At 56.7% G+C, this 18,394-nt stretch carries 15 protein-coding genes and 1 pseudogene; 4 read left to right on the top strand and 12 right to left on the bottom strand.

Annotation, left to right across the window (positions count from 1 at the left end):
- Nucleotides 1–38: 38 nt before the first annotated feature.
- The 6 genes from BM229_RS13005 to BM229_RS12980 all read right to left on the bottom strand — a co-directional run bounded on the left by BM229_RS13005 (nucleotide 39) and on the right by BM229_RS12980 (nucleotide 8,218).
- Entirely contained in the window at nucleotides 39–1,112 is a 1,074-nt protein-coding gene (locus BM229_RS13005; protein WP_093928083.1) for a glycosyltransferase family 2 protein, read from the bottom strand.
- Nucleotides 1,109–3,580, bottom strand: a complete 2,472-nt coding sequence (locus BM229_RS13000; RefSeq protein ID WP_093928082.1) for a glycosyltransferase — start codon at nucleotides 3,578–3,580, stop codon at nucleotides 1,109–1,111. The genes BM229_RS13005 and BM229_RS13000 overlap by 4 nt, the downstream gene beginning before the upstream one ends.
- Entirely contained in the window at nucleotides 3,577–5,082 is a 1,506-nt protein-coding gene (locus BM229_RS12995) for a lipopolysaccharide biosynthesis protein (protein WP_093928081.1), read from the bottom strand. Before BM229_RS12995 ends, BM229_RS13000 begins: the two co-directional genes overlap by 4 nt.
- Nucleotides 5,079–6,314 carry a polysaccharide biosynthesis/export family protein gene (locus tag BM229_RS12990; RefSeq protein WP_276326644.1) on the bottom strand — a complete coding sequence of 412 codons (1,236 nt, stop codon included), beginning with the start codon at nucleotides 6,312–6,314 and terminating at the stop codon, nucleotides 5,079–5,081. Before BM229_RS12990 ends, BM229_RS12995 begins: the two co-directional genes overlap by 4 nt.
- 68 nt (nucleotides 6,315–6,382) lie before the next feature.
- Nucleotides 6,383–7,081, bottom strand: coding sequence for a sugar transferase (locus BM229_RS12985; RefSeq protein ID WP_244152180.1), 699 nt, complete (start codon nucleotides 7,079–7,081; stop codon nucleotides 6,383–6,385).
- Between the two features lie 447 nt (nucleotides 7,082–7,528).
- On the bottom strand, nucleotides 7,529–8,218 hold the full coding sequence (locus tag BM229_RS12980; RefSeq protein ID WP_093928079.1) for a GNAT family N-acetyltransferase: 690 nt from the start codon (nucleotides 8,216–8,218) through the stop codon (nucleotides 7,529–7,531).
- Between the two features lie 352 nt (nucleotides 8,219–8,570).
- Between BM229_RS12980 and BM229_RS12975 the strand changes: the two genes are divergently transcribed.
- From BM229_RS12975 to BM229_RS12955, 4 genes and pseudogenes are all read left to right on the top strand, one after another.
- On the top strand, nucleotides 8,571–9,686 hold the full coding sequence (locus BM229_RS12975; RefSeq protein WP_093928078.1) for a GNAT family N-acetyltransferase: 1,116 nt from the start codon (nucleotides 8,571–8,573) through the stop codon (nucleotides 9,684–9,686).
- Between the two features lie 197 nt (nucleotides 9,687–9,883).
- A pseudogene (locus BM229_RS12965) lies at nucleotides 9,884–10,971 on the top strand (IS3 family transposase).
- A 164-nt stretch (nucleotides 10,972–11,135) separates the two neighbouring features.
- Entirely contained in the window at nucleotides 11,136–11,459 is a 324-nt protein-coding gene (locus tag BM229_RS12960; protein WP_093928076.1) for a hypothetical protein, read from the top strand.
- 148 nt (nucleotides 11,460–11,607) lie between these two features.
- Entirely contained in the window at nucleotides 11,608–12,231 is a 624-nt protein-coding gene (locus tag BM229_RS12955) for a hypothetical protein (protein ID WP_139226284.1), read from the top strand.
- 48 nt (nucleotides 12,232–12,279) lie between these two features.
- Here the strand turns inward: BM229_RS12955 and BM229_RS12950 are convergent, their stop codons facing one another.
- The 6 genes from BM229_RS12950 to BM229_RS12925 all read right to left on the bottom strand — a co-directional run bounded on the left by BM229_RS12950 (nucleotide 12,280) and on the right by BM229_RS12925 (nucleotide 18,353).
- A complete protein-coding gene (locus BM229_RS12950; protein ID WP_093928074.1) occupies nucleotides 12,280–13,116 on the bottom strand; it encodes a sulfotransferase family protein in 837 nt (278 codons plus the stop codon).
- Nucleotides 13,117–13,203: 87 nt separating this feature from the next.
- Nucleotides 13,204–14,610 carry a sulfotransferase family 2 domain-containing protein gene (locus tag BM229_RS12945; protein WP_093928073.1) on the bottom strand — a complete coding sequence of 469 codons (1,407 nt, stop codon included), beginning with the start codon at nucleotides 14,608–14,610 and terminating at the stop codon, nucleotides 13,204–13,206.
- A 753-nt stretch (nucleotides 14,611–15,363) separates the two neighbouring features.
- Nucleotides 15,364–15,837: a MaoC family dehydratase gene (locus tag BM229_RS12940; RefSeq protein ID WP_093928072.1), complete on the bottom strand. Its 474-nt coding sequence runs from the start codon at nucleotides 15,835–15,837 to the stop codon at nucleotides 15,364–15,366.
- Nucleotides 15,837–16,682 (bottom strand): HpcH/HpaI aldolase/citrate lyase family protein, encoded by an 846-nt coding sequence (locus tag BM229_RS12935; protein ID WP_093928071.1) that lies wholly within the window; start codon nucleotides 16,680–16,682, stop codon nucleotides 15,837–15,839. Before BM229_RS12935 ends, BM229_RS12940 begins: the two co-directional genes overlap by 1 nt.
- Nucleotides 16,682–17,146 carry a MaoC family dehydratase gene (locus tag BM229_RS12930; protein WP_093928070.1) on the bottom strand — a complete coding sequence of 155 codons (465 nt, stop codon included), beginning with the start codon at nucleotides 17,144–17,146 and terminating at the stop codon, nucleotides 16,682–16,684. Before BM229_RS12930 ends, BM229_RS12935 begins: the two co-directional genes overlap by 1 nt.
- A 1-nt stretch (nucleotide 17,147) precedes the next feature.
- A complete protein-coding gene (locus BM229_RS12925; protein WP_167360253.1) occupies nucleotides 17,148–18,353 on the bottom strand; it encodes a CaiB/BaiF CoA transferase family protein in 1,206 nt (401 codons plus the stop codon).
- Between the last annotated feature and the right edge of the window lie 41 nt (nucleotides 18,354–18,394).

Genomic DNA, 18,394 nt, shown 5'->3' with positions numbered 1-18,394 from the left:
ATCGCTGTCGCTCAGTCGCACAAGCACCCGCCTCCCGGTCATTTCTCATCCTCCGCTGTTGGCAGGCGCCCGGGTACAGCATGGATGTCAGATGCTTGTAGAGCGTCATGAATTGCCCGCCCCCAGAAACCGCACGACCAGGCCAACTGCATCACCGCCCCCGCCAGACCGCACAGGACGATCTCTGCCTGTCGGCTTCGCCAAGCGGTCAGCACGCCAGCCGTCAGACAGGCGAACAGCCAAAGAGCCGTCGGCATCGTAAGCAGAGGTTCAAACGGTGACAACAGGCCCAGCAGCGCGATAGGAGCCAGCGAGAGCAAGATGAAATGCCGTTTTTGCAGGCTATCGGGATGTTTCCGGAAGTTCGCACTGCGGCCCGCGCCAAAGCGGTAATACTGCAGCGCCAGTTGTGTAAGACTTCGACGGGGATAATAGCTGATTTCCGTTGCGCCCGTGAGCCAGATTCGATGGCCCGCCTTCACCAGCCGCTGGTCAAGCTCGACGTCTTCTGCGTGGCTGAACGTCTCATCATACCCCCCCACAGATCGGAAGGCATCGACCCGCATGAGTGCGTGATGCCCGTGATCGACGTAACGGCCTTGGCCCTCCCCGCGATGGGCCGAACCACCATTGCCAAATAAGGCGTTCTGCGCCGCCGCGATGTTGCGCTCCATGACGCGGCGCCCGGCCGGGGTCGCCTGCATCCGCACCACGACACTGTCGGCTTGATGTCGGTCCGCCTCTGCAAGCAAGACATCGGCGTAGTCCCGCGGATAGTCGGCATGCGCATCGACCCGCAAAATCCAGCCGAGTTGCCCGCCATACTGCGCCACCACGAGGTTCACGGCGGCGGCCTGCTGGCGTTTCGGATTATGCAAGAGCACGATGCGCGGATGCTGCGAAGCCATCTGCGCCACCAGATCCCGCGTGCCATCGGTCGACCCGCCATCCGCCACGAAAATTCTTGCCTCCAGACACTCGGCACTGCCAAGCAGCGCCGTGATCACGCGACGGATGTGCCGCGCTTCGTTCAATGTCGGTATGACAAAGGCGATCCGGCCCTGTGGAGCATTCGCTGCAAACTGTTGTAGTGTTTTCTGAGGCGTCTTCATGCCACGACCTCCGCGCTTTCGGAGAGCGGCAAGGCGATTGGCCGCGCCCTGTTGGTCTCCCCGGCGAGCTCCTGCACGAGGCGAGCGCAGTCTTGTCGCGTGTAGTGCCATTGCTCCCTGCCCACCGCCGCGACCCGCGCGCGGGCCTTTGCCAAACTGGCGTCATCCAACTCCGTCAGCTGGGCGGCGAGCGTCTCGTGGTTCAAGTCATGCAGGCATAATCCCAGCCCCCGTCGCGCGAGATAGGAGCCGGCCTCGGTTCCAGCCAACCCGAGCGGCACCGCCCCGTAGCCGCAGCTTTCGTAGAGTCGGTTCGGCAGCAGCCAATCGGAATTCGCCCGCGCGTCGAACCTGTCCACCAGCCAAGCAATATCGATGCCCCCATAAATTTCTGCAAGGTCCTCGGGATAGCGATAAGCGCCGTGAAACTCGATATAGGGGTTCCCCGCGACGATCCGGTTGAACTGCGGCAACGCATCCAGCGCCGGACGCCCCCGCAGCACCAACCGCACCCGCCCCTTCGTCCCGCGACAGAGCGCGTCGAGGCAGCGCAGGGACTGGGCGCAGCGCAGAACCCCGAACCAGCCAATGACCAGCGACCCGTTGTAGGGGCGCATCTTTCTCGGCGGCGGCAGCGGAAGATCCGCTCTATCAGGGTGCCAAATCTTGTTCTCCACCAAGAGCGTCGGTGCAGACAACTGCCCATGCGGGCGGAAATACTCCGTCTCAAAGCGAGGAGAGGAGATCAAAACACGCGCCACCCCGCGACAGAGGTAGCGCTCCACCGCCCGCAGTATTGAAGAAACGAGGCCCCGCCCCACAAGCAACCGGTGTATGTCGAGCACTTCATAGACCAGCCGCGGCATCTTTTCGGACCGGCTGCTGATCCGGTGGGCAAGCGGCAGCATTTCGAGGTTCCGCGCCAAGATCACGTCGTGGGCGCCCTCCCCGGGCAAAGCCTCGCAGCGCAGAAATAGTCGCAGGGCGCTATGCCCGCGATGCAGGAACTTGCCGTTTTTGGTCTGGCCCAACACTACGGCTTCGCGCTTAAGCGGTGCAGTTTGGCGCCGAAATCCCGCAACATCGACAAGCGCCCCGCCGGCTGTCAGCATGGACACCCGGCGCCAGGTGGCCGGATCGTCTAGATCGTGCGACAGGTAGAGTATCCGCGTCGCGTATTTCCGCGCAGGGGCGGCACTCTGCTGGCGCAAAGGGCTGTAGCTTACCTCGGCGGAGGCAAATTGCGGCACCAGACCCAAAGCAAACTCCCCGGCCCTGTCTGCGGCTTGGATATGCAACTCATGCTCGCAGGCCATGCCAGCCAGATGCGCCCAGGTCTGCGCAGCGGAGGGCGACCATACCGCCGCCGAGACCTCCGGAACCTCGAACTTCATTAAGTGGGATGCCTCGGGAGGTACTTGCCCTCCGCGCTTACACAGGACCAGGTCCATCCGCCCTCCGGCGGCCTGCATGCGCGCGCGCCGCCGGTGGAGACGCTCCCGAAGGCTCTTCCCGAAGAGCCAAAGACTACGCGGGCTTCGTAGGAGACGTGCAGCAGTACCAAGCCAGTTCCCGGCCTTTGCAACCTCCAGCACATAGGCATATTGCAACGCCACCGCATGGCCCTTCATGCGCCGAGCGACAGCGGCGGACAATGCGTGTTGTTCGGGCCCCAAACCCTCAATAAATGCCGCCTGCGCTTGCACCATACTCTTCAAACCATCGACATTCAGACGATGGGAAATCGACTTCGCATGGCGGCGGTACAGGTACATTGCGTCCGGGATCACGACGAACCGAGCCCCCGAAACCAGCAAGCGAAGGTACAGATCATAATCCTCGTCGATAGTAAGCTCGCTGTCATAGCGAAGGCCGCCAAGCGCGGATCGACGGATCAGGGGCTTGAGATACCCAAGCGAAAGGTTCCTGACGCCGCAAAGCGTCCCTGACGCCATCGTCACGGCATCGATCACTTGCGGGACTTGCAGAGCGACCTTCTGCAACAGGGTCTTGTGGCGCTCCAACGGGTCTTTACCAAAATAGATAAGGTCGTCCGCGAGCATATCGGCCTCGAGCGCGTGAGCCGCGCGCAAGAGCCGCTCTAGCCGCTCGGGATGCATGATGTCATCCGCGTCGCAAATGGCAATCCAGTCTCCGGTTGCCGCATCGAAAGCGCGGTTGCGGGCGGGCCCCGGCCCGGTCGCCGCAGCGGCGCAAATCAGAAGGACCCGCGCATCGCGTGACATCGCCTTGCGGACGACGGCCAAGCTGTCATCGCTAGACCCGTCATCGCTAATCAAAAGCTCTAGGTTGCCATGGGTTTGATCCAGAACCGACTGGATTGCGCGCACGAGGTATGGCGCACAGTTGTAATTGGCCATGATGACTGAAACGCGCTGCCCTGAAGCCCTTTCGGTCAGCGCGACATTACGTCCGGTGCCGAGTGGAATCTGCCCTTCTGCGCTCATGAGGCCTTCCTTTCCGCGAATACCCGCCGCAATTCCGCGATCTGTTCTTTAGAGAAGCTTAGGCTAAGGGCGACGTAGACTGCGGTCGCGAGGAAAAATTTCAGTGCCAGCATCGGCTCGGGCTGCATCTCCGGTAGCGCCATTGGCAGCAACATAAGAAAACCCGCCATCGTCAGCGTCGTCAGCAGCGGCTGTATCGGTGCGGTCAAATACTCGCGCGCCGAGATCCCGATCAACTTGCGGGCAATGAGGAAGCCGCTTGGCAGCATCACCGCATGCACGACCACGAGCGCCGCCATCACTGCCTCGAACCCGTAATCCAGGCCCCACAAAATCGCTCCTGCCGAAAGCAGATTGCGCAGCAGGTCGACCCCGAAGGCCAGGTCCGTCCGCCCCAGCCCAGTGGCCAGCGACGTTGACGCGGCGAGCACGCTTGCGAACAACCCGAAGAATGCAAAGGCCTTGATTGCGGGCAGGGCCGGCAACCAGTGGTCTCCCAAGATCAAAGGCACGGCGCCTTCGGCAATGACGTAGAGCCCCCCGAAAACCGGAAAGGTCAGAAGCGTGGTCGCGCGCATGGCATTCCGGAATGCTTTGATCTGCCCCTCGGGACCATCTTCCTGCGTCGAGGCGAAGAACACGGTCGTTACCGATGCAATCATGCCCACTGTCACACCGCTGAGAATGTCAAACAGTCGCTTGCCGAGGAAGTATAGTCCCAGCACGCTCGGCCCGGCGAGCAACCCCAGCATCAGTCGGTCGAGGTTCAGATGATGCAGTGTGTTGGTGCCGGACGCGTACAGCCCGAACCGCAGCATCTGACGCAGCGCGCCGATATCCAGGTGAGGACCGGGCCGCCAACGCGCGGCCCTCATCAGGATGACCAGTGACACGATGGAGGTCACCATCGGCGCCGCAGCCAAGGCCCAGAGCCCAAAGCCATTCAGGGCCATGGCGACGCAGACGATGCCTCCAATACTGTTTCCAATGGCTGTCCGCGCGGCGACATATTTGAACTGCATTGCTCGGACCACCAAGGCCTGCGGCACGACTGCTATCAGATCCAAGATCAACTTCACTCCAAAGAACGGCAACAACAACGCAAGCATCGGTTCGCCGCTCAACTCAGCTACGCTCCCTGCAAAGTAAAGAAGCGGCAGATAGAGGATCACGCCCGAACCGAGGCAGAGCCAGAAGACGGTATCGAGATGCGCGCGGCTGATCGCCTTGCGCTGGACAATCGCCTCGCCAAAGCCACCCGGGGTGGCGCAGCCGACGATCGTGACGATCGAAAAGCCAAGTGCCACGATGCCGAACTCTTCGGGGCCGAGGATCCGCGACGTAACGATGAAAACAAGCACCGAGATCAGCATTGCCGAACCGGTGTTCAGCGCAGACCAGCCCACGCCGAGAATAGCGCTGCGACCGCGCTCTGTAGTCACGTGCTGCTGGATCAGGGCTCCGGCGGCGTCGGGTGCTATGCTGGTCAGTCCCGGTTTCATTGGGTAACGAGACCTAGGGCCTCGCCCGGTCGACGGCTCCAATTGCGTGGGATGGCGACCCGGACCACGTCCCCCGGCGCAAGAAGCGCCTCCGGGCCTGATCGCGGAACCGCTACACCGCTTTGATCGCGAACGATAGTCACGATCATATCGGTAGAGTGCCGATCACCCTCGCCCAAACCGTCTCCGAGGGCGCGCCCTATCTCCAGGTGGGCAAGCTCTTCTTCCGTGGCGAAGTTCGCAAGCATCCGTTCCAATTCCTCTTCGACCCGCTGCAATTCGCGCGTATCTTCGATCAACTCGCGATCCCGTAGCGCCGATTTTTCCGCTTCGGCCAGCGTGATCGCCTGCCGGGCCCGCAAAATGGCTGTCGAAAGGTCAAGCAGCTGACCCTCGATCAGCACGAGACTGCGCTCGGTCTCTGCAACGCGGGAGCCCACGGCCAAGCCGCGCTGGGCCAGCGACCGCGCGGTCTGCCGCTCATCCCGCGCGCTTTCGACCAACAGTTCCTGCGCCGCGGTTCGCTCGGTTAGCGAGTCTATCTCGTTGTTATAGAGCCGAATTTGACTGTCCAATGAGGCGAGCTCGCGCTTGCGCCGCACTTGCCTAAGCCGAAGCACCTCGTTTTCGCTTTTCACCAAATCTGCTGACCAGGGCAGTCCGCCATGCCGCCGCGGCTCCTCTAAGCTATCGGCACCGCCTATTGCCGCCTGCAACATCGCCCGCCTAATCGCCAGACGCTCGCTTTCAAGCGCGAGCAGCCGCATCGTTCCTTCCCGCGAGAGCAGATCGCTCAGATTGATTTCCGCAGTATCCCGCGCCAAGGCGCTCCCCCCTGCGCGCGCTATGAGCTGCGTGGCCGTCAGCCCGGGACGGAAGGTATACTCACCCGGATTGCGAACCGCCCCGGTAACATAGACGGGCCGGTAGCTGGCGATCTGAATCACCGCATCCAGTGAGGTCGAGACTGCCAGCCGTTGTCTTAGGGCTCTGGAGATCTCTGTTGCAAGTTCCTCCGTCGAATGGCCAGCGGCAGGCGTCGGACCGAGGAAAGGGATCGTGATCGACCCGTCGGCGTCCACCAGTAGCTCCACGGTGAAGGCATCCCAAACCTGCGCGTGACTTTCGGTAGGCTGCCATTCCAACACACGCAGACTCAACACATCTCCGGACGCAATTCTGTACTTCTCTGCAGACGCAATTGCAGGCAGCAGGTAAAGACAGGCAATCATCCCGAGAATCCATCTGCACCTTAACATCTATCCAATCCTTGAATTACGCAGGCCGAAAGAAATGCAATTCAGTATGAGCCGCGACCTGATAACGCGGCTGGCACTGTCTTAAATAAGAGAATGATATCGAGAAATGGCGTCCAGTGAGTTAAATACAGCCGGTCGAGCGCCACCCGCTTCCGATAGGAGACATCGCTGCGTCCGGAAACCTGCCAGATTCCAGTCAGGCCGGGCCTACAGGCGAGATAATGCCGCAAAGAGCTTCCATAAAGAACACATTCCGCTTCCGTAATTGGCCGCGGGCCAACAAAACTCATTTCGCCAATAAGAATATTAAAAAGCTGAGGCAATTCGTCGACACTGTATCTACGCAGTACATGCCCCAAACGGGTAATCCGCGGATCAGATCGAAGTTTGCGGCAGGCCTGCCATTCCCGCTCAGCCTGGGGATTGCGCCCAAGATGCTCCCGAAGACGCAGTTCTGCATCCGGCACCATGGTGCGAAACTTCCATACTTTAAACGCCTTACCGTCTGCGCCGATTCTGGTCTGGCCGAAAAGGGCCGGACCCTTGTCCGACAGCCGAACCGCCAGCACCAACCCGAGAAGCAACGGCGACAACACCAGTATCGTTATTAACGCCAATGCAACGTCGAATAGCCTCTTCCCCTGTCCACCGTGGATAGACTTATTACGAACAACGCATTCTCTTGCACTCGGAAATGCGAGTACCTCCATCCTTTCATTCCTCAAAATAATCTGCTTCATCTGAAAAATCGCACCCCTTATGGATCACCCGAGGATGGGATCGTCTATTAAATTCGTTCTCTCCCCCCCCTGGTGAAGAAAGCTCCGCCTATAGATTATGGCATAAATACGCCTAAAAGCTAGAATATCTTGTTTCCGACCTTAGCCCTTGATTCAATTAGTACATTTCGACAATGATCGGGCTAGTATTTCTTTCTTAGGTGGTTCCCTATTTAACCCACACAGCTTTAAGTGGCGTTCTTGCTCAACAAGGCCTGCGACTACATAACCGATTCTCAGCAGACGATCCTTCTATCGGTTCGGGAACAAGCGGTTCCCTTCAATCGCTTACCAAGGCCGGAGGACTGCCTCATTCGAAATCCTCGAACACGGCTCAACCTTCACAGTTGATCCAAGCGCAAAAGCTGAGCGATCGCGTTGTTTTCTCTTCATCCAAGGGATGTTGAGCTAGCTCGCCAAGAACAACAGGCGGGGATCGCCGTTTTGCAGAACCGTGAAATCGTTGCGGCAGTAGAGACCAAAGCCATAGTCCCGCCGTTGGTGGACCATATAGATATCAAATCCCGCGCGCTTGCATCCTTTCAGTGACGGAATGTTATCTTCGGATACGAAAGTCATGGCGTAATCCGCGTCCAGTTTTCGCGCCTGCTCCGCGATCAGAAACATTGCCGCGGCCATGACATGCTGTCCGCGGTAAGCTGGCGGGGTATAAGCGTTTTCAAGCACGGCCTCATTCTGCGCCAGTACCGGAAATCCCCATGGCTGCGCCTGAATCTTGCTATTTTGCTCAGCCCCCATTAGCCACTGCAAATAGCACGGCGTTCCCGTATATTCGTCAATTGCGACGTATGGTGTCGGAATATCGGCCTGGAGATGTTCAAGACGGTAGTTAATTTCCGTTAGATCGGCAGGGTCGGCGCCGGCATGGCGGTGGCCGAAAAGGGCGTTCTCGTCCTCCAGCTCGAATGGGCGGACATGCAGCGGAATTTTCGCCTTTGGGGCTTCGACTTCTTCGGTAAGGTTCCGGCGCAAGCCGTAACGCCAAGTATAGGTGTATAGACCTTTGCGCCAGCGCCAGCCGAACCTGTCAGCGAGCGATCGATGCTCTGGGACTGCGTTGGATGCTTCAATGATCATGACCCCACTCCCTACCTATCTGCCCGATCAGTATGGTTTGAATTGCGATTTCGGGCAATCACTGAATCGGCGAAGACTCTCCTGACTTCGGTGGACACGCATAAAGGACGCGCTTCTTTCGCCTAGACAGCGGAATCTATGTTAAAGTGAGAAACTAAACTTTGGATTAGCACTGGTATTAGGTCGGCCGTATCCGCGTATTTGGAATTACTTTGCGCTATTTCTGCGCCAATTGCTCTCCGAAACGGTCGGACCCGCGCTTCAAAGGCTCTGCGCGTACTGGGCGAGAGAAGTGGTCGTGAACAAGGTATCAAAACGTGGTTTCGCAATTCCAATCGGCTTAGGGGGCACAATGAAACATTCCATACTTGGCGAAGGATCGGCTGCTGCCAGTACGTCCCAATTGCGCAGAACGATTGCGTTACACCGGGATTGGACAAAACTGGAAACGGAATGGCGCCAGTTGGAAGAGGAAGGCCTCTGCACCGTATTTCAGACCTATGACTGGGTTTCCAAATGGTATGAATGCACCAGCCGACACGGGATCGCAGAGCCGCTCATCGTTACGGTGTCCGATGCAGAAGGACTCGTTTGGATCTTACCCCTGTGCCACCATCGCTGGAAGAGGCTCGACGTCATATCCCTCGCCGACCTCGGAGTCAGTGACTACGGCGGCCTTGTCATGGCGCCCGACGATCGCATCGATCCGCAAAAGGTTCCTGAGGTTCTTGCCGATATCCTGAATGTTCTGCCTCGCAGCGACTTGGTGCATTTCCAGAAACTACAGAACCACATCCAAGATCGGCCCAATCCCCTGCTGCAGATGAAGCACTTGGTCGCCATGCGCGAGAGCTGCTACGGAATTCATGTGAACCGCCCTTGGACCGAGATGGCGCCAGACGTAATGCAATCCCGCCTTCGCTCGACTATTCGCCAGCAGAAGAAGAAGATCACCACACTAGGCCCGCTGAACCTCGAGCATTACGACGACCCGAAGTCTATCTCCTCCGCCATGACGGCACTCTGGGGGATGCGACAGCGGCGTTTCGATGACATCGGACGCGATGAAACGCCCCACGTCTGGCGCGATTTCTATTTCGGCGTTGCCGAGGCCCCGAATCGTCGTCTCGAGGTGTCGGTCACGGTATTGAAGGTAGGAGAGACCCCTATCGCTGCCAGTTTTGGCCTCTCGCGGGACAAGGTGTATCTCAGCGTCATGCCCACTTTCGCAATTGAGGAATGGGGCCGTTATCGTCCCGGAATGCTCATGTTCGACGCGACGTTAGAAGAGTTCGGCCCTAAGACCGACTTTCAGGGCTACTTCGACTTTACCATCGGCGACGAACCCTACAAGCAGCGCTTTGGCGCGACCGGCAGCCCGCTATTCGAGAGCATGATACCGCGCAGCCTGAAGGGTGCGCTTGCACACCTCTATTGGCGCTACAAGGTTTCAAGGCGTTTCAAATAATGCTGCCCTACAGCAGTAGAACCGCGCCCTTCGCCCCTTCGCCGAGCTTGATATAAAGCTTAACCGCGCGCAGTCGTTCTTCGTAACTGTACATGGGCTGTCTCCAAGGTAGTCCAACTTTTCGTCGGTAATCGCCCCTAAAAATAGTGGTGTTCAAAAGTAGAACTTTCTCGGCAAGATATCTGAGGAGATTTATGATGAAGAACGGACGATTTAGCGACGCACAGATCATAGCCGTGTTGAAGCAGGCAGAGGGTGGCGTTCCGGTCTCTGAGCTGTGCCGCGAGCACGGAATGAGCAGCGCGAGTTTTTACAAATGGCGGGCCAGGTATGGCGGCATGGACGCGTCCTTGATTTTCCAGATGAAGGATATGGCGGAAGAGAACCGTCGTCTGAAGCGCATGTATGCCGAGATGAGCATGCAAAACGATCTGCTGAAGGAAGCGCTTGGAAAAAAGCGTTAAGGCCCTCTCATCGGCGAGAGATGGCCATGAATGCAGTTGCGCAATATGGGGTCAGCATAGCTCTGGCGTGCCGTGCGTTCGAGATCAGCGAGACCTGCTACAGATACAGCCCTGTGCTGAGCGATGAGAACGAAGAGATCGCAGATTGGCTTGAACGCTTGACGGCCAACAAGCGGACCTAGGGCTTCGGCCTGTGCTTTTTGTATCTGCGCAACGTGCAGGGCTATGGGTGGAACCATAAACGAGTCTACCGGATCTACTGTGAGCTGGCGTTGAACCTGCGTATCAAGCCGAAGAAACGTTTGAAGCGGGACAAGCCGGAGCCACTGGCTGTGCCTGACAGACCCAATGAAACTTGGTCCATGGACTTCATGGCGGATCTGTTGGCGGATGGCCGGTCGAACAGGACGTTAAACGTCTTGGATGACTTCAATCGCGAAGGACTGGCTATTGAGGTCGACTTCTCGCTGCCTGCTGAACGTGTCGTGCGTGCGCTGAACCAGATCATTGAGTGGCGCGGAAAGCCCCAAGCTATTCGTGTGGACAACGGCCCAGAATACATCAGCGGGAAGCTCATGAAATGGGCTGAGAAACGCAATGTGCGGCTCGAATATATCCAGCCCGGTAAGCCCCAACGGAATGCCTATATCGAGCGCTACAACCGCACCGTTCGTGGCGAATGGCTGGGGCAATACATCTTCGAAACCATTGAGGAGGCACAAGACCAAGCAACACAATGGCTCTGGACTTACAACAACGAGCGACCCAACATGGGCATCGGCGGCATGACACCCGCCATGAAACTGAAAACGGCTGCGTGAATTCTACGGCTGGACCCCATTAAAAATGGGAGGATTATCAATAGATCACCCAGTCTTTAGTGTTCCAGTACTCACCGTAGCCTTGGGTAAATCATCATGATAGGTGCTGGCCACTACATGCTATTGAATATTGATCGATAACGGAAATCTGTGGGAGACAGGCCATGAGCTTCAAGCTAACGATTGACGCCGAGGAAGAGGCTCTTTCTCTCAAAATCAGCGGCTTTGACGCAAAAGACCGTGTGCTAATACAAGCCAGATTGGCAGAAGTCGCAGAGCTTCTCGAAGAAATCCTATCTTCTGATGAAGCCGCAAACAGTCTCACCGATGCAGAGCTCACGCGGTTAAGGCCAAGCCTAGCAGCACTGGAGCTAAAGTACAAAATTCTTATGCACCAGGTTGGTGGGTTGGCGCAGGCCGCTAAAGGCATCGCCCAAGGCCATGAGACAATTTCTCATCACGGCTTTCCGGAGCTGGATGATGCCTGACCAAAGAACGGCGACTGTCCACTTTGGGGCAAACCGTATCGCGACCGGCTTTATAGAATGCATATCAAATCACTTGGGAAGGGTCTTACTAAGTACGTCGACCAAAGCCATCACGCGCCACGAATACGTAGAGCACTTTAGAGCGACAATGACCGCCTCAGACAAGCTGGGCCTTCTACAAGGTGCTGTTGAGCCTGTTCTAAGAGGCAAAAAATCTCTTGACGCCTTTAAGCACATTATCATCAGCGAACACGCCCTTCTCGGCCCGGTGAGCGATATGCTAACCAAAAAAACCATGTTCCCCAAGGCCAATCGCAGAGCTCAAAACCTCGACAATGCTTTCTCCGACCGCCAGCTGCATTTGCATTTAGCAATTGCTCCTCAAGCAGAATCTTGGACATATCTGCTGGCGGATGATGACATCTCCCCCGGTCCTTCTGACCGCACCGTGCCAGTTCATTCTTGGGCCGATCTGGTGTCTCGCATCACGGCTGCCTGTCCTGGAGCGACCTTAACAGTTTGGAATTTCGAGCAGCCCCATCAGGTGATGCTACCGTTCTTGGCAGCCCTGCTTGATTTAGATGTTGAGCTTATTGATCCTCAAACCCGCAGAGCCCTGTCGCAAGAGGCTTGCCATCACCTTAAAAGCGCAAAGCTTCTCAGTAAGATTGTCCAAATCGATGAAGAGCTCCAGATCCGCATGGATGCCCAGTATGAGCTCGATCTGATCAGGATTGCCGCCATGTCGAAGGTCACCTTGCGCGATGGCTGAGGCCAAGTCCGACATTCGCCACGTCAGACAATGTTCCATGCCCCTTTCTTACGTTTCTTGATAGAAGCTTTCGCCAAAATGGGTCCGAAGAAACGCGGCCTGGGGCGCGGCCAGCTCCTCCAAACGCTCAATGACATAGTCTGGCAACTGTAGCGGCGCTGTTTGATGAACTCTCTCAGCAGCCTGAGGGTATTCAGAGGCAGGCAAGCCACAATGATGCTCAATCTTGCGCAGAAGGCTCAAAGGATCTTTGCCGATTTGTCCGTAGGGTAAGTACAGCAATCGATCTGGTGCAAAATGTGCGCTCCACCGCGGCACATTGTTGAGATAATCTCCGCGCATACGAAGCGCAGGCATGTCTAGGAGCTCCTCCCACTCCTGTGGCGATGAAGGCAGTTTCTTTCTGCGATGCGCATTCATGCGTAGTTGAGACTTTAACCGATCCAAGGGGTTGCGGATGAGATAGATCAGTTTGCTCTGCGGCAGAAAGCGCCTGAAAAAGTCCACACCCTCATCTGGAATACATGAGTACTCCGGCGTGACATCGAGACATTTTTGATCCTCCGGCGCTCGGGAAAAAATGTACTTATACCATGTGCCGTTCAAAATGGGCGCGGTCTGCAAACGATCAAGATAGGCCAGATAGGCCTCATCTGGGGGTGAGGCGCTTGCGAGATGGCGCGCGCGCGCGCCCTGAAGACCCTGTTTGACATGCCACGGCGCCCACCGCCGGCATTCAGCAATGAACTTGTGATCAAAGAAATGAAGCTCCTTGAAGGGCGGCACCCAAATGTCCCGTCTTGTTGCCAAGGCGACGTGTAGCCAAGACGTGCCTGCCTTCTGCGCGCCGATACACAGGATATCGGGTTTACGACCTTTGTTCATATCACCTACCTGCTTGTCTAATCCTGAGACCAAGCGCTGGTGCAGCCCCCAAACACGAGAGCGGTACAGGGTACGCTCACCACCGGCTCAAGCATTGTTCTTCATAATCCGCTGTAGCCGCTCTTTGATCTTATCGTCTACCAGAGGTGCGGCCTTCACCCCCGATATAAACTTAAACCGCCTATAGACGGTTGGGCCAAGCTTCAGTCGCTCAATCACCTCCATCAAGACCTTTCCAGCCGTCGGCTCCGATGCCGCCACCTTCGCCGAGCGTGCAAACATATTGTCGATCATATCTCCCCTCTCCACCCAATAGGTCAGCATGCCATCAAACAATGCCCCTCCTGATGAAAAACGTCTGCGGGGAGGCCACGGACGCTTTGGGTGGAACAATTTAAGCTCGCTCTCATGAAGCTTCGCCGTATTTGCGTAGATACTGGCGCTCATTCCAACAGCACATTCTGCGGAACTTCGGCCCAAATCTGCGACCGTGTCTGCAATCGACACCAACCAGCGTAAGGATAGCTCTGACCGGATCACCTCAAACTGTTCATCCAAGATCCGCCAAAAAAGTTTAAGGGCGCTCTCGCAGCTCGGGTTCCTGCGCAGCACAACGATCGTACAGGCCAGCAGGTGCGAGAGACGAGAAGCCCCAGAAAACTCCGGCTGAAGCTTCTGAAAATGAGCTACCAGATCTTTTGACCGCCCCGCCCAAGCCCCCGTTGGAGAGCCCGGGATAATCTCATCCGCGAATGGCTCAAGCGCAGAAGTCTCCTCAGGCAGTGCTTGCGCGGCATCTTTTAGGAAGACCTTTTCGTCCGAGAAATAGGCTGGCCAAAGATCGTAAACCGTCCTTTCTTTGGGCCTAAAAGGTTCAAGATTATATCGTTTCTTTGTGGGTTCAGGGCGACCGGGAGCATACCCCAAAAAGCGATAGTCATCGGCAAACAAGCGCATGAAGCGCTTTTCATCCTCCGGCCGCCACCGCTCCTCGTGTTTCAGGCCACTCCGAGACGCTCGTAGTCGCGGCAGGTGTGCAGCGATCCCAAAATTTGCACAAAACGCCCCAAAATCCTCTTCAAGGGTTTCGAACCGAAGAACCGTGTCTGCATAGAACAAACAATTAAACGGATGGGTCTGGGGAATGATATGATGTTTGAAGTTCCAAGGGATGTCCCGATGACTGCGGTCAAAGCCAATCCACGGGTCTTCCAGCACATCAAGCGCCTGCGAGATGGACAGATCGGGCCATCGCGGCTCGGCATAATAGTCCCCCTCCAACTGATTGCCGAACTTGAACATCCGGAAGGCAGACAGAAATCGGGCTTTTGGCTCGCGAACAACCGCCAAGCTGTGTCGGTCTCGAAAGTGCTTTGGCACATGACCAAAGTACCGTCCCTCCAGCTCCCCAAGCGCGTCGCGCACCGATGTGCCGCCGGTTTTGGGCAAATGGATGAAAACAATACGCGGCTCGTCGATTATAAAGTTTGTCATCTCGTCCTAGAGCAATGTTGGAGCCGGTACGGGGGGCGCATTTCCTAAGTGTGGACGAGAAACAGCGTATTGTGAAGCGGTTACGCTCACAACACACGTTGCGAATCTTTAAACCTTCCCAATCTTAAGGGGATACGGAGCGCGCTCCGCGAGGTTTGGCCTCGGAGCCGAGATATGTCACTGCAGCGAGCAGCGAAATATCGATGTCAGGGCTGGACAACGCTCTCGGCCAAGAGCTGCCTTTTACGCACATCTCAAGCAATGTCCAAGCTCCCCCTCTTGAGGGCTTATCCTAGGAATCAATTGCGCAGCGTTTACAGCTAAGCTTGACTGGAGTGGCTCATAAGCGTGGCCAACGTTGTCATAACTTGAGCATGAACGGACGACTTAGGTATCAGTACGCTCTCCGGAACGCCCTCAGGCTTTTGAACAAGGGACCAGCGGGGGCAGGCCAATACCAGTGACCGTCCTGTTCGCCTGTTCATCACCGCAGCGCAGGTAAGCTATTTCACAGGCGGCGCGCCTTTAACGAACGGCCTCCCTGAGGTCGAGTGGCATCGCGTTATCTATAAAAAACTGGACCGACCAACCAGAAATACCGCCAGCATTGCGAGCATGGCTTGGAGCACTCTAAGTTTGCATTGAATGTCGCGTTCCTCGTTCGTCATGAAAACTTCCTCCACCTCAAACTAGGTAATTTATAGGAAGTGTCCCGAGAGTTCTTATATATCTACAGGCGCACTATATTCCCGCCTATTGGGGCCTTCCCATCATTAAGCGCAACGGCTCGTACACCATGACAGTTTTGTCTTCTTGATTGCGAACCGTGTTGCGTGTTCGTACTAGACCACGGCCGCCATTGCTTTCTTGGCGTACACTGAGCACTTCCATTTCGACATCAATCGTATCGCCAGCTTGGACGGGCCCCTTAATTTCTAGTGTGGAAAGCCCAAGAAAAGCTAAACCCGTTTCTTGAGCTGTGGCATTGAGGGCCAGCGCCTCTGCTACCGAAAACACGAGCGCTCCGGGTGACGGTTCGCCCTTCAAAGTGCTTTCGGTCTTACGGTATTCCGCATTGGTGAAAAGCACTTCGATCATGCCGGCCAGACCGACGAAGGTGCTGATATCCGCCGAGGTGATGGTGCGGCCGTAGGTTGAGTACCGATCGCCTACTGTCAGTTCTTGCCAGTAAAAGCCACGGCCTAGGCGAATGGGTGCAGGCGTCATTAATCTTCTCCATATTTTTCCACGAGGTCCAGAACCCGCTTTGCACGTTTGAGATGCGGCATATCAATCATCTGTCCGTCGATGCTGACCGCACCCACATTAGGGTTGCTCGCCAGCATCTGAGTGATCCGTTTGGCCAGCACGACTTCAGAAGCTGTTGGTCGGAACGCCTGATTGATGATCGGCACTTGTGCGGGGTGGATTGCCATCTTGCCGGTGAACCCGTCGCGCCGGGCGGCGTTGCATTCCTCCTCCAGCCCGGCGAGATCCCGGATGTCGGTCCAAACCGTGTCTATGGGTAGGCACTTTGCGTGCATCGCTCCGGCCAACATCAGATTGCGGGCCAGCGCGAACGGGCCAGTCAAGGCTCCGGTGTCGTCGCGTGAAGCTGTGCTTCCCAAGTCTGCCGATAAATCTTCTGCCCCCCAGGCCAATCCAAAGAGATGTGTCTCCAGCCCTGCATACTGGCCTAGGCCGAACAAGGAGCCCGCGGTTTCCGTAGCGATAGCAAGGATTGGCGGGCAAGCGTTGCCAGCCATATCGATCAGGTCGCGGACCGTGCCGCCGTTTTTGGATTTTGGCAGGACCAGCCCATCGGCGCGCCCTTTGACCGCTGTCGCGACATCTTGCGCGCAAAAGGCGCTGGATATGGGGTTTACCCGCACCCACAACTGCGAGCTCCGATCAAGCGTAGAGAGGGCGTTTGCCACTGCCTCGCGTGCCTCTTCCTTTTTTTGAAGCGCAACGGAGTCTTCGAGATCTAGGATGACGGCATCGGCGCCCACGCGCGCAGCCTTTGCCATCATGTCGGGGCGGTTGCCCGGGACGAAAAGCCACGATCGCATCAGTTTGCCTCCTGCGCTGGACGTGCGCGCATAAGCGCAGAACGACGGCAGGAAACAACCAAAGTTCCGTCCTGTTTGTAGGCGCGATGGATAAGCTCCACGATACCCTGACCGGCGCGCGACTTTGATGCCCGTGCTGAGATTACTTCAGTCTCTACCCGCAGGCTGTCACCATGAAAGACCGGCGCCGGAAATATCACATCAGTCATTCCCAGGTTGCCGACAGTAGTGCCCAGTGTAGTTTCATGAACCGAAATACCGATCATGATCCCCAACGTCAGAAGCGAGTTAACCAGCGGCTTACCCCATTCTGTTTGAGCGGCGAAGTTCCGATCAATGTGCAGCGGCTGGGGGTTCATCGTCTGGGTTGAAAAAGCAATATTGTCAGCTTCGGTGACCGTGCGCGTGATCGCATGCGAGATCACCATGCCAGGCCTAAATTCTTCTAGCCACAGACCTGCCATCCTATTCCCCCTCCTTTGGTGGGGGGGCCTGCACGACGCCGCGCTCTATCATGTCGTGAACTTTGGTAGGTTCGTAACCGAGTTCATGAAGCAGACTGATCGAATTCTCACTAAGCAGCGGCGCACCTCTGTCTACGGTGGTGTGAGCTCCATTGACCTTTACCGGCTGGGGCACCGACCGCGCTCGGCCAGTTGTATTATCTGTAACACCAAAGAAATCGACGGCCTGGAGGTGTGGATCATTCAGCAGGTCCCCCAAGGAACTAACCCGCGAATGCGGCACATCCAGCCGCTGAAAGGTGTTGATCCAGTCGTCGGTACTACGCTTGGGCATTACTTGAGCGAGGATTTCATACATCTCCGCCACATGGCTTGATCGACTTGAGGCGCTTTTAAACCACTCTTGTTCGATCACGTCAGCGCGCCCGATCTCCTCAAGCGTGCTGCGCCAGTGAGTTTCAGTATAAGGAAGAACCGCGACCCAACCGTCAGAGCTTTTGAACGGCCGGCGATGGCGGTTGAGCAGCCGGCGATACCCTGGTTTAGCGTCCTGTTCGAAAGATGCCGCGGCAAGATGCTCAGTCATCACGAACGAGGTCATAACCTCGAACATTGGGACCTCGATTTCAACTCCCTGTCCCGTTTGGGCTTTGTTGTATAATGCTGCGGAAATGGCATTGGCCGCGTAGAGCGCTGCCACCTTATCTGCGATCACGCCCGGCACATATGCGGGCTCAGCACCCGTGTATGTCGGCAAGTGCGCAATACCTGATGCTGCCTGAATAACGTCGTCATAGGCTGGACGATCAGCATAAGGGCCATCGCTGCCAAAGCCGATGGCGGAACAATAAATGAGGCCGGGGTTTATGGCGCGCAGAGTCGCGGCATCGAACCCGAGTTTGCGCACCGCCTTCATACGCATGTTGTGCAGGAAGACATCCGCCTGCGATATCAAGCGCTTCAAGACCTCGCGGCCCTCTTGTGTTTTCAAGTCTATAGCGATGCTCTGTTTGTTGCGATTGCAGTTCACAAACATCGAGCTTTCGCCGGCTTCTGAACGAGGCTCGACATGTCGTGCTAGATCACCGCCGGGAGCCTCGATTTTAACAACGTCGGCTCCAAAATCTGCAAGTATCTGGCCCGCCATGGGACCCAATACAATCGTGGTTAGTTCGACCACGCGAACGCCTTTTAGAAGATCAAACACAATGGCCTCTGATGGGTTAGGGTGAGGTTCGGGAAATCGGC

Source organism: Sulfitobacter dubius (genome assembly GCF_900113435.1).
In the GTDB taxonomy this organism is placed as follows: Bacteria; Pseudomonadota; Alphaproteobacteria; order Rhodobacterales; family Rhodobacteraceae; genus Sulfitobacter; species Sulfitobacter dubius.
This window is presented reverse-complemented; position numbering and strand designations above follow the sequence as displayed.

Bases quoted from the DNA above. Each gene is read 5' to 3' on its own strand.
- BM229_RS13005 (WP_093928083.1), bottom strand. From the start codon at position 1,112: ATGAAGACGCCTCAGAAAACACTACAACAGTTTGCAGCGAATGCTCCA.
- BM229_RS13000 (WP_093928082.1), bottom strand. From the start codon at position 3,580: ATGAGCGCAGAAGGGCAGATTCCACTCGGCACCGGACGTAATGTCGCG.
- BM229_RS12995 (WP_093928081.1), bottom strand. From the start codon at position 5,082: ATGAAACCGGGACTGACCAGCATAGCACCCGACGCCGCCGGAGCCCTG.
- BM229_RS12990 (WP_276326644.1), bottom strand. From the start codon at position 6,314: ATGATTGCCTGTCTTTACCTGCTGCCTGCAATTGCGTCTGCAGAGAAG.
- BM229_RS12985 (WP_244152180.1), bottom strand. From the start codon at position 7,081: ATGAAGCAGATTATTTTGAGGAATGAAAGGATGGAGGTACTCGCATTT.
- BM229_RS12980 (WP_093928079.1), bottom strand. From the start codon at position 8,218: ATGATCATTGAAGCATCCAACGCAGTCCCAGAGCATCGATCGCTCGCT.
- BM229_RS12975 (WP_093928078.1), top strand. From the start codon at position 8,571: ATGAAACATTCCATACTTGGCGAAGGATCGGCTGCTGCCAGTACGTCC.
- BM229_RS12960 (WP_093928076.1), top strand. From the start codon at position 11,136: ATGAGCTTCAAGCTAACGATTGACGCCGAGGAAGAGGCTCTTTCTCTC.
- BM229_RS12955 (WP_139226284.1), top strand. From the start codon at position 11,608: ATGACCGCCTCAGACAAGCTGGGCCTTCTACAAGGTGCTGTTGAGCCT.
- BM229_RS12950 (WP_093928074.1), bottom strand. From the start codon at position 13,116: ATGAACAAAGGTCGTAAACCCGATATCCTGTGTATCGGCGCGCAGAAG.
- BM229_RS12945 (WP_093928073.1), bottom strand. From the start codon at position 14,610: ATGACAAACTTTATAATCGACGAGCCGCGTATTGTTTTCATCCATTTG.
- BM229_RS12940 (WP_093928072.1), bottom strand. From the start codon at position 15,837: ATGACGCCTGCACCCATTCGCCTAGGCCGTGGCTTTTACTGGCAAGAA.
- BM229_RS12935 (WP_093928071.1), bottom strand. From the start codon at position 16,682: ATGCGATCGTGGCTTTTCGTCCCGGGCAACCGCCCCGACATGATGGCA.
- BM229_RS12930 (WP_093928070.1), bottom strand. From the start codon at position 17,146: ATGGCAGGTCTGTGGCTAGAAGAATTTAGGCCTGGCATGGTGATCTCG.